The sequence below is a fragment of the Rhizobium sp. L51/94 genome (genome assembly GCF_019355555.1).
GTDB lineage: Bacteria > Pseudomonadota > Alphaproteobacteria > Rhizobiales > Rhizobiaceae > Rhizobium > Rhizobium rhododendri.
Map to the genome: position 1 here is coordinate 171,587 of NZ_CP072144.1, position 14,523 is coordinate 186,109.

Annotated in this window: 14 protein-coding genes; 4 read left to right on the plus strand and 10 right to left on the minus strand. The window is 61.6% G+C overall.

Translation table 11 applies throughout. The features are described 5' to 3' along the window. Positions 1-112: 112 nt before the first annotated feature. The 3 genes from J5274_RS26585 to J5274_RS26595 all read left to right on the plus strand — a co-directional run bounded on the left by J5274_RS26585 (position 113) and on the right by J5274_RS26595 (position 2,870). Positions 113-679: a sigma-70 family RNA polymerase sigma factor gene (locus tag J5274_RS26585; protein ID WP_224128004.1), complete on the plus strand. Its 567-nt coding sequence runs from the start codon at positions 113-115 to the stop codon at positions 677-679. Beyond that, positions 643-1,320, plus strand: a complete 678-nt coding sequence (locus J5274_RS26590) for a ChrR family anti-sigma-E factor (protein ID WP_224128002.1) — start codon at positions 643-645, stop codon at positions 1,318-1,320. The genes J5274_RS26585 and J5274_RS26590 overlap by 37 nt, the downstream gene beginning before the upstream one ends. A 233-nt stretch (positions 1,321-1,553) precedes the next feature. Continuing rightward, on the plus strand, positions 1,554-2,870 hold the full coding sequence (locus J5274_RS26595) for an alpha/beta hydrolase (RefSeq protein WP_142829462.1): 1,317 nt from the start codon (positions 1,554-1,556) through the stop codon (positions 2,868-2,870). A 39-nt stretch (positions 2,871-2,909) separates the two neighbouring features. Here the strand turns inward: J5274_RS26595 and J5274_RS26600 are convergent, their stop codons facing one another. The 10 genes from J5274_RS26600 to J5274_RS26645 form a co-directional block, all read right to left on the minus strand. Beyond that, positions 2,910-3,794 (minus strand): XdhC family protein, encoded by an 885-nt coding sequence (locus tag J5274_RS26600; RefSeq protein WP_279309159.1) that lies wholly within the window; start codon positions 3,792-3,794, stop codon positions 2,910-2,912. A 355-nt stretch (positions 3,795-4,149) separates the two neighbouring features. Further along, positions 4,150-5,364, minus strand: a complete 1,215-nt coding sequence (locus J5274_RS26605; protein ID WP_244615333.1) for a Zn-dependent hydrolase — start codon at positions 5,362-5,364, stop codon at positions 4,150-4,152. A gap of 38 nt (positions 5,365-5,402) precedes the next feature. After that, on the minus strand, positions 5,403-6,245 hold the full coding sequence (locus J5274_RS26610) for a BtpA/SgcQ family protein (protein WP_142829384.1): 843 nt from the start codon (positions 6,243-6,245) through the stop codon (positions 5,403-5,405). Beyond that, positions 6,242-7,159 carry a ribokinase gene (locus J5274_RS26615; RefSeq protein ID WP_142829386.1) on the minus strand — a complete coding sequence of 306 codons (918 nt, stop codon included), beginning with the start codon at positions 7,157-7,159 and terminating at the stop codon, positions 6,242-6,244. The genes J5274_RS26610 and J5274_RS26615 overlap by 4 nt, the downstream gene beginning before the upstream one ends. Positions 7,160-7,162: 3 nt before the next feature. Further along, positions 7,163-7,933, minus strand: coding sequence for a glutamine amidotransferase (locus tag J5274_RS26620; protein ID WP_142829388.1), 771 nt, complete (start codon positions 7,931-7,933; stop codon positions 7,163-7,165). A gap of 32 nt (positions 7,934-7,965) precedes the next feature. Next, positions 7,966-9,054, minus strand: a complete 1,089-nt coding sequence (locus J5274_RS26625; RefSeq protein ID WP_142829390.1) for a phosphotriesterase — start codon at positions 9,052-9,054, stop codon at positions 7,966-7,968. Positions 9,055-9,057: 3 nt separating this feature from the next. Then, complete coding sequence (locus J5274_RS26630) at positions 9,058-9,996, minus strand: ABC transporter permease (RefSeq protein WP_257625767.1); 939 nt, start codon at positions 9,994-9,996, stop codon at positions 9,058-9,060. Between the two features lie 77 nt (positions 9,997-10,073). Continuing rightward, positions 10,074-10,868 carry an ATP-binding cassette domain-containing protein gene (locus J5274_RS26635; protein WP_219276058.1) on the minus strand — a complete coding sequence of 265 codons (795 nt, stop codon included), beginning with the start codon at positions 10,866-10,868 and terminating at the stop codon, positions 10,074-10,076. A gap of 87 nt (positions 10,869-10,955) precedes the next feature. Then, on the minus strand, positions 10,956-11,897 hold the full coding sequence (locus J5274_RS26640) for a substrate-binding domain-containing protein (protein ID WP_142829396.1): 942 nt from the start codon (positions 11,895-11,897) through the stop codon (positions 10,956-10,958). A gap of 132 nt (positions 11,898-12,029) precedes the next feature. Continuing rightward, on the minus strand, positions 12,030-12,635 hold the full coding sequence (locus J5274_RS26645; RefSeq protein ID WP_142829398.1) for a cupin domain-containing protein: 606 nt from the start codon (positions 12,633-12,635) through the stop codon (positions 12,030-12,032). 357 nt (positions 12,636-12,992) lie between these two features. Here J5274_RS26645 and J5274_RS26650 point away from each other — a divergent pair, with 357 nt between their 5' ends. Beyond that, complete coding sequence (locus tag J5274_RS26650) at positions 12,993-14,459, plus strand: alpha-glucosidase/alpha-galactosidase (RefSeq protein WP_142829400.1); 1,467 nt, start codon at positions 12,993-12,995, stop codon at positions 14,457-14,459. Positions 14,460-14,523: the final 64 nt, after the last annotated feature.

Consider the following 14,523-nt stretch of genomic DNA (forward strand, 5'->3'; position numbering starts at 1 on the left):
GCGTATATCGGCTATGACAATATCGGAGCCCGCCCAATCTGTCTCGCTTCCCGTGTCGGCCGCCAGTATGGGGATGGGGCGGACGGCACCGCCGTTTAGGAAGGTCCTGCCTTTGGCAGAAACACAAGCCGCACTCGACCGCAAGCGCATCAACGAACTGATGGCAGCGGTCGCCGAGCATCGGGACGTGGATTCGTACGAGATGCTGTACAAGTATTTCGTACCGAAGGTCCGCTCCTATATGTTCAAGATCGGCGGCGATCGCATCATGGCTGAAGAAATGGCGCAGGAAGCCATGTTGTCCGTGTGGCGAAAAGCCAACCAGTTCGATCCGGAAAGGGGCGCTGCCTCGACCTGGATTTACACGATCGCCCGAAACGTTCGCATCGATGCGTTGCGTCGTGGGCCCCGACCGGATTTCGACCCGAACGACCCGGCCTTCGTTCCCGACGATACGCCTGCCGCCGATGTCGCGTTCGACAAGGAGCAGGATGCCGACAGGCTCAGGCGGGCGATGGCCTCGCTGAAGCCGGACGAGATTAAGGCGCTGAAGATGTCTTTCTTCGAGGACATGGCGCATCCGGCAATTGCCGCTTCGCTGGGCATCCCCATCGGGACTGTTAAATCAAGGATAAGGAATGCATGTCTGAAGCTGCGCAACATACTCAAGGACGATTGATCGTCGTGCATCACCTCGGTGACGAACTGCTGATGTCCTATGCTGCGGGAACGCTGTCGGAGGGATGGAACATCGGGGTCGCGACGCATCTGTCGTTTTGCCCTGGCTGTCGCGAGCGCCTGGCCGAGTTCGAGACGATAGGCGGATATTTTCTCGAGTGCGAGGAGGTCACGCCCGCCGAACCGGTCGCATGGGAAGACATGAAGAAGCGCATGGAAATTCCCGAGCAACCGTCGGTGCCCGCGCCGAAACGCTTGGACCCGCTGCTTCCGCAGCCGCTGCTCTCCTACGTGGATGCCGCTGGCGGACTGAAGTGGCGCTCGCTCGGCAGCGGCGCATCGCAGATGAAGATACCGACATCCGACCCGAGCACCATCGTCAGGCTCCTGAAGATACCGGCCGGCAAGCCCGTTCCCGAACATGGACATCGGGGCCGGGAACTGACGCTGGTGCTGGCCGGTAGCTTTGGTGATTCGGTTTCCGTCTTCAACCGCGGCGACGTGGAGCTCGCCGACGACGAACTGACGCATCAGCCGGCGGCAACGCCGGGGGAAGACTGCATCTGCCTTGCCATCACGGAAGCCCCCCTGCGGTTTACCAGTCGCATCCTGCGTTTCATCCAACCTTTCATCGGCATCTAGAGGCCGGAGGAGCCGTTTGCTGCGGCTTCGTATGTTCGACGCTTCGCTTCTGGATATCCACAGAGCGGCGTCGGTCCCACACAGCTGCTCAGTCTCATTTGCTTCCTTTTGCGGAAAAGTCTGGAACCCGGACGGCCGGAAATGTATGAGGGGCTAAATTAGAGCGGCGGGACATATCATTGGTGGCAAGTGTGGGACAGCCAGGTCGTAAAGCAGCCCGCGCATGCGTGGCTATGATGCGTGCTCTGGCAATCGTGGCGACCCTGTTGCTACTTTCCGGCTGCGGTGGGCGCCTGATCGGCGTCATGACGCCGAGCGGCACAGTCGTCAGGGGCACCTCGCAGGTCCGCCTGCTGGCAGCAACCACGAGAGCGCCGTCTGACGACAAGGCCATCCTGTTCAGCGGCGAGCGCGGCAGCGACCTGAAGATCGATGCGATCACCGTCTCCATTCCGCCCGAAGCCAACCGCACGGTTGGCCAGGTGCAATGGCCGGCGCGCCTGCCTGCCAATCCGCTCAAGGAGTTCTCGACCGTCAATGTCGTGCCTCTCGTCTCGAAGGCGGAAGACGAACGCTGGTTGAAGCAGAATCTTACGAAAAGCCATCGCGCGCTTGTCTTCGTGCATGGATTCAACAATCGCTACGAGGATGCCGTCTATCGCTTCGCACAGATCGTCCACGATTCCGGCGCCGATGTCGTTCCTGTTGTCTTCACATGGCCATCACGCGCCAGCATTTTCGACTATAACTACGACAAGGAAAGCACCAACTATTCACGCGACGCGCTGGAGGATCTGCTGCGGCGGATCAGCGCCGATCCGTCGATCAGCGAAGTCACCGTGATGGCCCATTCGATGGGGACCTGGCTGGCAGTGGAAGCGCTTCGTCAGATGGCGATCCGCGATGGCAGGACACTGCCGAAGATCAAGAACGTCATTCTTGCCTCTCCCGATCTCGACGTCGATGTTTTCAGCCGGCAGTTTCTTGCACTGGGAAAGAACCCGCCACATTTCACGCTGTTCGTATCCCAGGATGACCGGGCGCTCAGCGTGTCAAGACGCATTTCAGGCAATGTCGATCGTCTCGGCCAGGTGGATGCCAATGCCGAGCCTTACCGCACCCAGTTCGAAAAAGCCGGTATCAGCGTTATCGACCTAACCAAGCTAAAATCCGGCGACAGCCTGAACCACGGCAAATTTGCCGAGAGCGCCGACGTGGTCAAGTTGATCGGCCAGCGGCTGATATCCGGGCAGACCATCACCGATTCCGATGTCGGTCTCGGCGAAGCCGTCGGCGCCGTGGCGCTCGGTGTTTCCAACACCGTTGGCAATGCGGCAAGCGTCGCCGTCAGCGCGCCGATTGCCGTGTTCGATCCGCGCACGCGGCGCAACTATGGTGAGCAGGTTCAGCGCCTCGGCCGATCGGTCGGCAACACGCTGGGATCCGTTGGCGATACCGCAGGCGCTGCAGGCTTTCCCCAGGATACCAACCAGTCGGGCAAGCAATGTCCAGGCAACCAGTCAGACCGCCGCCCGGGCTGCCCAAACTGAGGTTCGGTCCGTAGTCCAATATTGGAAAAAATTGCCCTGTCAGCGCGAGATCGCGTAGGCAGCAGCGACATCACCCAGTACGGAGAGTGCCAGCGTATTGGCGTCCCGGGCCTTGGCGATCACGCCGATCGGCGCCTTGATCCGGTCGATGGCAGCTTGCTCGTATCCAAGCTCTTTCAGCGCCGCCGAGCGCCGCTCGTGGGTTTTACTACTGCCGAGAGCACCGATGTAAAACGGGTTTCCGTCCAGCGCTGCACGAAGGACCGGCAGTTCGAGATCGAGATCATGGTGCAGGAGGACAACCGCTATATCGGGGTCGGGCAAAGCTCCGTCCAGCAAATTTGCACCATCTTGCCGGCGAACGACCTCATAGCCGGTGGAGGCTGCGAGTTTGGCCGTGCGCTCGGCCTCAATGGACCTGCCGCTCAGCAACAGACGAGGACGCGGACGATAGCCTCTCGACAAATGCTCTCCGTCCCAGGCGTCCTTTGCCGGAAATGCTGCAACCTCGAGTGACTGCGCGCCAGCATCGTATTTCAGCCCCATCCGACGCCGTAATTTCAGGCCTTCCAGCACGGTGCGCAGACTGAGATTGTCCCTGAGCACATGGATGGCCAGCGTGATGCCGCCGCCGCAAGGCAGGACGATATCGAAGAAACGCGACCCTTCCCCCAATCGCAGGAACCGGTCATTGCCACCAGCGATGGCCTGCAGAGCCTCTGCCGCAACGGCAGCCTCCGTACATCCGCCCGAAACGTAGCCGCAATAAAGGCCGTCCCGGCGAACTGCCATTTGTGCCCCGAGCGCCCGCGCTGCACCGCCACGGATCTCGACTAGCGTGACAAGCGCCGTCTCGAAGCCTTCGTCAAAAGAGTCGGCCGCGAATTGCAGGATCTCCTGGGCGTCGTCGGTCATCAATGCCATTTGCGGCACCGATATTTCGGGTCTGGGGAGCACAAGCGACATTGATTGATCTCTGGCCTCGGACGCGAGCCCGGAATTGACGCAGTTTCTGCAGCGGTTGAAAATTAAACTACAGCTTCGACGATAGGTTCCGAACTCCCCCGTTGCAAACTGACCCTGTCATGACGCCTTGGCCGACCCGGACGCCTGCGGGTACGAGACGCAAGCGCTGATGACGCCTCAGTTTTGAGGCCGCGTCAACACGTCGTTTGCAGATTGCGTGCCGGCGGAGGTGGGATCTGCGGAATAGCAGACGCAACTCGAGTTCGAACGAACTACGCCCGACCGGAATTGCCGGTTCATCGCAGACGATGGATCAAATGCGCGCGGCCGTCGAATTGGCCAGCGACAGGGTTGCTTCAAACATCACGCGGGCGCCCGTCACGATGTGCTCTGGGGCAACATATTCCGCCTCGTTGTGGCTCAAGCCATCGCGGCAGGGGACGAAAATCATGGCCGATGGCGCCACGCGGGCGAGAAACAGGGCATCATGAAAGGCGCCGGATACCATGCGCTTGGCTGTCAGGGACAGGCTTGTCGCTGCTGCCTCGACGGCACCGGTGACAATCGGCGAGAACGTCGCCGACGGCATGTCGAAGGTCTGCAGGATACTGTAGCTACATCTCTCGGCAATGGCTCGACTGTCGCAAACACGCCGGACCTCGGCCTCGATGCGATCCAGCCTGTCCGGATCGGGATGGCGGATATCGACGCTGAAGGCGACCGAGTCCGGAATGGCGTTTATGGAGCCCGGATGGATGGCTATCCGACCGACGGTCAGGCGCGCATCCGCGTCGTTCTGCATCACGGTTGCCTGCAACTCGTGGAGGGCGGAAGCGGCTGCCACCATCGGATCGCGCCTGTAGGCCAGTGCCGTGGTGCCGGCGTGTCCGGCCTGCCCGGAGAACGTAACCTGCAGCCAGCGCGTGCCCTGCACACCGATGACGACGCCAATAGGAATGTTTTCCTTCTCGAGGGAAGGACCCTGTTCGATGTGCAATTCGAGATAACGCGACACCGGCGTGCCGAGCGGGCGCATGGTGGCTTCCGGCAGCGCCGAGAGCGTAGCGGCGAGTTCGTCGGCAAAGGAACCACCGTCGGCGCCGGAGAGAAAATTCCACCCGGCGGGATCGGCGACGCCCGCGAAGGCCATCGAGCCCATCGCCCCAGGAGAAAATCGGCTGCCCTCTTCGTTGGTCCAGGCGACGACTTCGACTGGAACTTCGGTATCTACGTCGAAATCTTCCAGCGATTCCAGTACCTCGAACGCCGACAGCGTGCCGAGCGCACCATCGAACCGGCCGCCCGTCGGCTGGCTGTCGAGGTGACTTCCAATCAGCACCGGCGCATGCACCGCGTTGCGTCCTTCGCGCCGGATGAACAGATTGGCCATGCTGTCCTGGAAAACGCCGAAACCGCGTGCCAGCGCGAGTTCCGCCAGCAGCCGGCGAGCCTGGCGATCGCCATCGCTCAGCGCCTGGCGGTTGACACCACCGGCAGGCGTGGCTCCGATTGCGGCAAAGGCCTGCATTCGGGCCAGCAACCGTTCGCCGTTGATGGAAGCCGATGTCACGCCCTGATGCCCGTTATGAATGACTGGACGCGCGACAGTTCGACCGGGTTCCACCAGACGCCGTCATACTTCAGCGAACTTGCGACGATGACGCCGTCGACGATGCCGAGAATGTCGTTGACGTTGTCGGGCGTGACGCCGCTGCCCACCAATGTCGGCAGGCCGGCCGCCTCCTTGATCATCCTGATGTAGCCGAGGTCAGCCGCATGGCCCGTGCGCTGTCCGGTGGCGATAATCGCATCGGCGTCGAAGAACACGAGATCCTTGACTTGCTCCTCGACCGGGCGGTCGGCAACGATGGCGTGGGCGCCGTGCTTGACATGGGCATCGGCGAAAATACGGATGCCGTTGGCGCGCAATTTGGCGCGAAACCGCATGGCGCGCGCGGCCTCGCCCTCAATGAAGCCTTCATTGGCGACATAGGCGTTAGCCCATTGATTGACGCGTACGAAGCCGGCACCCGAGGCGCTGGCAATCGACAGCGCCGGGATCGAGGCATTGGCCAGCACATTGATGCCGATGGGTCGGCCGAGTTCGCGGCGGATGCGGTCGGAAACCACAGACATGTAGGCCGACGTTTCCGGGCCGATATCGTCCGGCTTGGCAAAGGGAATGTCGCCGTGGTTCTCGACGATCACACCGTCGCATCCGCCGTGCAGATAGGCTTTTGCGTCATCGAGGCCGCGCTGGTAGATCGCTTCCACCGTCTCGCCGTCGTAGCGGGGCGATCCCGGCAGCGGCATCAGATGGACGACACCGATAACGGCCTTGGGCTTTCCGAACAGGGAGACCAGCACGTTGTCGGCAACCTGGCCGATGCGGTTCGTAGGGGCTGTCATGTGTTTTCCGTTTCCATTTCCATATCGATAAGGTGTGCCATCTCCTGCTGGCTGGGGCAGGACTGCATTGTACCGGTGCGGCCGACGGACAGTGCCGCAGCAGCCGTGGCAATGCGGACGGCATGACCGAGTGGGATCTTTTGCGCAAGACATCCGGCGACACAGCCGCAAAAGACATCGCCGGCACCGCTGGTATCGACGACATCGGCGCGCAGTCCCTCGACCCACTGCGGCGCACCGCCCGCCCTGTTGACAACAAGGCAACCGCGCGCGCCGAGCGTAACGACGACGGAGCCTGCGCCCCGGGAGATGAGGTTGCGGGCGGCCTCCAGCGGATCGGCATGCCCCGAAATCCCGGTAGCCTCACCCTCGTTGACAATCACGATATCGGCCGCCGTAAGGTCCGGACTGCTGCCCGGTGCGAGTGGGCTTGGATTGAACACTGTCGTTGCCCCGCTCGCCTTGGCGGCCTTCAGACAGGCGATTGTGACATCGGCGCGCAGGTTTCCTTGCAACAGCACGATATCCTGATCCCCGATCGAGGTCGCGAGGCCGGTTTGAAGCAGGGGATCAAACGCCTCAGCGCATGTGACGCCGCTGACGATGATGTTTTCACCGCTGGCATCGACCATGATCGTCGAGCGGTCGGTCGGCAGCTCCAGGGCCGGCATCAGTGCTGTGTCGAATTCCTCCGACAGCATCTCGCGGATAGTTCTGGCCGCAGCATCCGTGCCGGTGGCAGCGAGAAAGTCGACCGGAGCACCTGTCCGGGCGGCCGCGACCGCCTGGTTGGCCCCCTTGCCGCCGATACCGTCGCTATGGCCGTCCGCATTCAGCGTTTCCCCCGGCCGCGCAAAACGGCCGAGGCGGAACGTGGTGTCGATGCAGACATTGCCGACGACGTGGACGCGCATGGATCAATCCTTGGTGGTTGCCCAGGCCAGCATCTGCTCGAACAGCGTCTTGTAGCCACTCCACGCAATGAAGCTCTGCGGTAGCCAGTGGGGGCCGACATCCGATGTCCAGGCGACGGTCCGACCCTTGCCGTAAGAGCCGGCAACCAGCAGCGGCAGCGAACCATAGTCCGTCGAAACGGTCGCCAAAACTTCGGCACCGGGCTTCACCGTAACTTCGTTGAAACCGAGCAGGATTGGCCAGTCCTTGCCGAGACCCTTGAGGATGGGGTGGTCCTCTGAACCGTTGACCGCCGGTGCAAAGCCTTCCGGTACCTCGACGCGGTCATCGACCGAGAGGCAATCGACCGGCAGCACATCCTCGATCGGCGTATTGTGATAGCGGGCGCCGCCATTGATACCCTGGAAGCTGTAGTAGCCGCCGAACATCAGCAGGCCACCGCCGTTGCCGACGTAGTCGCGCAGCAGGCGCAGGCGGTTTGGGGTCGGCTTGGAATGGATCCATGTATCGGGATGCAGCAGCAGCGTGTTGGCGCCGATATCCGACAGAACGATGGCATCGTAGGCCGAAAGCGCCTCGATGGTCTGCGGGAAATCCCGCTGGGCCTCATGGGCCGGCATGAAGGTGACGTCGAAATCGCTGTCCTTCAGGGCGGTCAGCAACTCGTCGGCGCCGGTGTGGTAGGTGACGGTCGGGAACTGGTCGAAGCCCTTGATGTGGGTGGCGGTCGACACCCAGGATTCGCCGGCGAGAAGAACCTTCTTCTTGGGCATGCTTTACTCCTTCGATAGATTGCGATTGCGGCTCAGGTGGCCGCGGAAAAAACCGATTTCGGATTATCGACCAGCATCCGGTCGATGGAGGCCTGATCGACGCCGTGGCGCTTCAGCCGCGGCACGAAATGCTTGAGGATGAAGCCATATCCGAACCCGCCATAGCGGGTCAGCATGATCTTCAGGAACACGTCTTGCGACAGCAGCAGCCGGTCGACGAAACCCATGTCGATCAGCGAGCGCAGAGCGCGGGCATTCTCCTCGTCGGACGGCGACTGTGCATCCTGGTCGGCGTAGTAATAGTCCATGCCGATCATGTCGTATTCCAGGAAGGCGCCGCGCTCGGCGAGGCTCTTCTGGTAAGGCAGGTCGCTGTGACTGGGGTTCATATGACAGAGCACGGTATGCCTGAGATCGGCCCCTTCCTCCTCGACGACGTCGAGCACCTTGTGAGCGAGCCGCTCCCAGCCGGGCAGGTGGATGGTCAGGGGCAGGCCGGTGATCCGCGATGCGCGCGCCGAGGCCCGCAGCGACTTCAGCTCCTCGGAGGTGAAGTCCTTGCTGACGCCGACCTCACCGATAATGCCGGCCATGATTTCCGGCTGCGTCTCGCCACCGCCGACATCGTTGACGATGAACTGGGTCACCGCCTCGACATCCATCGCCCTCAGCCATTCCGGATGCGTATGCTGCAGATAGAAGCCGGTGCCCATGATGATCTTCATGCCGGACATGCGCGATATACGGGCGAGCTTCGGGGGGTCGCGGCCGATGCCGATATTCGTCGCCTCGACGACGGTATGGCCACCGAGCGCCTGGAACTTCTTCAGTTCCGTGAGCGCCAGGTCGCTGTCGTCGAGCGAGACGTTGTCGCGGTTCATGTAGGGGTTCATCCTGAGCTCGCCGACGATCTCGATGTTGACCGGTTGCTCGGCGATCAGCTTTTCGTCGGGATGACACGGGCATTTCCAGGTGCTGGCGCCATCGAGCAGGATGTGCTCGTGCATCAGCGTGATTCCGAGGTCGTCCACCGCGACGGGCCCGAGAACCGTCATGGCCGTCCCGGAGCGGACGCCGATTTCGGCGCGCTCGGCGGGCTTTGTATCGAACAGGTGATCCATGGCTCAGCGGCTCCTCACCGCACCCTTGAAGATGCGGAAATTCAGCCAGATGGCGATCAGGATGATGGAGCCGGTGACGATCGGCGTCAGGAAGGGAGACATGTGCGCAAGGATCAAGCCGTTGGCGATGACCGCAACAGTGAGGGCGCCGAGCACGGTGCCGAGGATCGTGCCGCGACCGCCGAACAGGCTGGTACCCCCGAGCACCACAGCGGCGATGACGTCCAGTTCGAAGCCTTGGCCAGCATTCGACGAACCGGAACCCAGACGGGCAGCAAGGATGATGCCAGCAGCAGCAGCAGCGGTGCCGGAAATGACGTAGACCAGCAGCGTCGTCAGGCGGGTATTGACGCCGGCGCGGCGCACTGCCTCGGCATTGGCCCCGACGCCGGTCACATAGCGACCGAACGGCGTCTGGTTGAAGACGATAAAACTGACGACGAGAATGACGAGAGCGATCAGCGCCGGCACGGGGACACCGAGGAACCAGGCCCGGCCGAGAGCGGTGAACGGGTTTTCCGCATCGACCGGGATCGAATAGCCGCCGGTGATTAGCAGGGCGAGCCCGCGAATGACCGAGAGGCCGGCCAACGTGACGATGAAGGACGGGATGCGCTCATAGGCGATGAAGAAGCCCTGCAGCGCACCGACGAAGCCGCCGAGGGCCAGCATCAGCACCACGACCACAGCCCACGGAATACCCGCCTGCAGCGAGGCCGCCGAGAGCGTTGATGTCAGCGCCAGCACGGAACCGACGGAGAGATCGATGCCACCCGTGGTGATGACGAATGTCATGGCAGCGGCGACGATCAGCAGCGGTGCCGACTGGCGCACGACGTTGAGCAGATTGGGCGCCGTCAGGAAAGCCCCTGTTGCAACCGAGAAGACGATACAGACGACGAGGAAGAACAGCGCAATCGAGATGATGCTGCCATTCGCCATCGCCTTGTCGCGCAGCCGGGTCTTGTGAACACGCGGCGGTGCAGCGGCGTGCAGGGAAGGTTCAGTGGTGGAGACGGTCATGCCGGGATCCCCTGGTCTTTGTGGCCGGCGGAGCGGGCGTTGAACTTGCGGCCGACAATCAGGTTGACGACCTCTTCGATGCTGGTGTCCTCGATCCGCCGCTCTGCAACGTTGCGGCCCTCGTACATCACCTGAATGCGGTCGCAGACGAGGAACAGGTCCTGCAGGCGGTGGGTGATGAGAATGACGCTGACGCCACGGGCGCTGACGGTGCGGATCAGCTCCAGCACGGCCTCGACCTCGGCAACGGCAAGCGCTGCCGTCGGTTCGTCCATGATCAGCACCGAAGGATTAAAGGACGCCGCACGGCCGATGGCGATCGACTGGCGCTGCCCGCCGGAGAGATTTTCAACCTTCAGCCGCGTATCGGCAATGACGATGCCAAGCCGCTCGAGCATGTCGCGGGCCTCGTCGTGCATTTTCCTGTTGTCGAGGAACGGGACGCCGGCGATGTGTCGCCGCGGCTCGCGACCGAGGAATATGTTACCGGCAACGTCGACGCTGTCGCAGAGCGAGAGGTCCTGGTAGACCATCCCGACGCGTGCAGCACGGGAATCGGCCGGCGAGGCGAAGCTGACGGTCTTGCCGTCTATCTCGATGGTGCCAGCGTCGGGAATAACGGCGCCCGAGAGTACCTTGCTCAGGGTCGACTTGCCCGCCCCGTTGTCGCCGACGAGACCGAGGACTTCTCCCGGCTTCAGGTTCAGCGACACATTGTCGAGAGTCTGGATCGTGTTGTAGCGCTTGGAGATACCGGTCATCCTGACGCGGTAGGTATCGGCATTGGTCATATGATTTCACCTGACAGGGAGCGTTGCTCCACGGCTGTCAATTTGACCGCGGCTGTTGCCGGCCGCGGTCACACGGTTCGGGAGATCTTACTTGAACATGTCCTTGAACTTGTCGACATTGTCCTTGGTGACAATGGTGACCGGGACGTTGATGATCTTGTCGACCGAGCCGCCCTTGGAGATCTTGTCCAACGCTTCGACGGCAGCCTTGCCTTCGCCGGCCGGATCCTGCTGGATCACGCCCGCAACCCAACCGGCATCGATGCCTTCGATCGCCTGCTTGGTGAGGTCCCAACCGAAGACCTTGATGTCGCCGGTGCGACCCTGGCTGGTGACGGCCGAAACGGCGCCGAGCAGGGCCGGTTCGCCGGTGGCATAGAGCGTCGTCATGTCGGGATTGGCGGTCATCAGGTTTTCAGCGGCGCTCAAGGCCACGTCCTGGACATTCTGGCCATCGACGGTGTCGAGGAAGGTGACCTTCTCGCCGCTGTCGGTAACAGCCTTCTTGAAGCCGTCGAGGCGCTGGTTCTGGATGAACGAGTTGAGCGCGCCGACGACGCCGATCTTCGCCGACGCCTTCATATTGGTCTTGACATAGTCCGCGTAGAACTTGCCGATATCGCTGCCAGCCTTGGTGTTGTCGACGCCGACGAAGGCGATGTTGTCGCCGTCCGGGATCTGCGCATCGATGGCGATGACCGGGATGCCGGCTTTCTTGGCGGCAGTGACGGCCGGCTTGACGCCGTTGACGTCGATAGCGACGAGAATGATACCGTCGACCTTCTGGGTGATGTAATTTTCGATTGCGTCGTTCTGGGCGCTGGGCACGTTGTTGGCGTTGAAGATGACCAGGTCGGCACCGGCGGTCTTGGCAGCAGCCTTGGCACCGTCATTGATCTGGTTGAAGAACAGCGCCTGCTGGTTGATAGTGACGAGCGCGAACGTCTTGGCGGAGGCTGCGGCCGAACCGACGGCCATCGTCACCGCGATGGCTGCCGTGCAGGCCATCAGATATCTGGAAAATCGCATGTAGTTCCCCTTTTCGGATAGGCCCGTGACCGGGCTCATTGGCTTCAAGCCCAATCATAATTCAAGAGACTTGAATGATTGTCAAGATACTTGAATTAGCTTTAGCCGCCGAAATGAAGAACCTCCCGGAAGCTAGAAGGTCGCCGGTGTGTTGACCCAGAAAATACTGGCTCGCTCGCTACCGACGTTGCGGTACCAGTGCGGCATTTCCGATTTGAAGACGAAACTATCGCCTTGCGCAAGCCGAAAGGTCCGCTCGCCGACCATCAACTCGATTTCCCCGGCAAGGAGATATCCGACTTCCTCGCCCGCATGCTGGATGGGACCGGCACTCTCGCCGCCGGCCTCGATGTGATGGATGTTGCACTGAAGCAGGTGGCCTGCCGAATAGGGGATGACGCGCTCGAGGGAAATGCCTTCGCCACGGCGCAGCGGATCGAGCGCGATCAGCGGCCTGTCGCCGGCCCGGAAAATGATGCCCTCGTCGCCGTCGGCTTCCTCGAACATCCAGCCGATATTGGTGCCCAGCACGCCCACCAGCCGGTGCAGCATCGGCAACGATGGCGACGCCTTGCCGTTCTCGATCTTCGACAACAGGCTTTCCGAGCAGTCCGCAGCTGTCGACAGCGCCTTCAGCGTCATTCCCAATGTCTGCCGCGCCAGCCGCAGCCGCACGCCGAGTTGCGAAGGCGCGAAGGTCTGGCCGTCGTGGGCTGCCGGTTTGTCCATCTTGTTCATCTGCGGTGCCAGGCTGTTGTTTTGAAGTACCGATGAGACAGCTTACGGGACGAGCGCGCCGTCTGTCCAGAGATTGCGTTGCGGCGAGAAAAGGCTCGATTGCCCTTCCACCGGCGGCGATCAGGCGGGTAATGGGAGATCGTTTCGACAGCACAAAATTACCCTTGAAAGCATAATAGTTCTCTGGTCGCACGATGCATAATCGGCATAATCCCGGCCAGACAAGAGTGCCGAACGATCCGCCGAGGAGAGGCGGGAGGACGCGAGCCTGCAGCGATGCAAGGCCGTTGGAGACCACGGGCAAGGTTGCAGCAGATGCAGTCGCGCATCGTTCGCTTGACAGACAGGGTGAGGATCATGAGTTTCAAAATCGCTATTATCGGCGCAGGCAGTGTCGGCTTCACGAAGAAGCTTTTCACCGACATCCTTTGCATTCCAGAGTTCCACGACGTCGAATTCGCTCTCACGGACCTCAGCGAACACAATCTCGGGATGATCAAGGCGATCCTCGATCGCATCGTCGAAAGCAGCAAGCTGCCGACCCGGGTGACCGCCACGACCAATCGTCGCGAGGCGATCGAGGGTGCCCGCTACATCATCAGTTGCGTGCGCGTCGGTGGCCTCGAAGCCTATGCCGACGATATCCGCATCCCTTTGAAATACGGCATCGACCAGTGCGTTGGCGATACGATCTGCGCCGGCGGCATTCTTTACGGCCAGCGCAATATTCCTGTCATACTCGATTTCTGCAAGGATATCCGCGAGGTTGCCGAGCCCGGTGCGAAGTTCCTGAACTACGCCAACCCGATGGCGATGAACACCTGGGCGGCTATCGAATACGGCAAGGTCGACACCGTCGGTCTCTGCCACGGCGTCCAGCACGGCGCGGAACAGATCGCCGAAGTGCTTGGAGCCACGTCCAAGGACGAACTGGACTACATCTGCTCGGGGATCAACCACCAGACCTGGTTCGTCGACCTCAGGCTCAGGGGCCGCAAGATCGGCAAGGACGAATTGGTCGCCGCTTTCGAAGCGCATCCCGTCTTCTCGCAGCAGGAAAAGCTGCGCATCGACGTGCTGAAGCGCTTCGGGGTCTATTCGACCGAGAGCAACGGCCATCTGTCCGAATACCTGCCGTGGTACCGCAAGCGGCCTGAAGAGATCGGCAAGTGGATCGACATGTCGGACTGGATCCACGGCGAGACTGGCGGCTACCTGCGCCACTCGACGGAGACGCGCAACTGGTTCGAAACCGAATTCGATCAGATCCTCGAATCCGCCTCCGCACCGATAGATCCGGCCCGCCGCTCCAACGAGCATGCGAGCCATATCCTCGAAGCGCTGGAGACCAACCGGGTCTATCGCGGCCACTTCAACGTCAAGAACAATGGCATCATTACCAATCTGCCGTCAGATGCGATTATCGAGTCGCCCGGCTTCGTCGATCGCTTCGGCATCAACATGGTGGCCGGCATCACGCTGCCGGAAGCTTGCGCCGCCACCTGCATCGCCTCGATCAACGTCCAGCGGATGTCTGTCCATGCTGCCGTCACCGGCGACATCGACCTTTTGAAGCTGGCCGTCTTGCACGATCCGCTCGTCGGTGCTGTCTCGACGCCGGAAGAGGTCTGGCAGATGGTCGACGAAATGGTGGTCGCCCAGGCGCGCTGGTTGCCGCAATATGCCGATGCCATCGAGCCTGCGAAGGAAAGGCTTTCGCGATCGAAGGTCAAGACAGGCGACTGGAAGGGCGCGGCGACACGCAATGTCCGGTCGATCGAGGAACTGCGCGTAGAAAAGGCCAGCCTGAAACAGGCCAGTTGAGATTGCAGGGACGAACGGTGGCGGAGCGCTTGAGGAGAGGCGCCCGCTCATACCGTACGCCCTG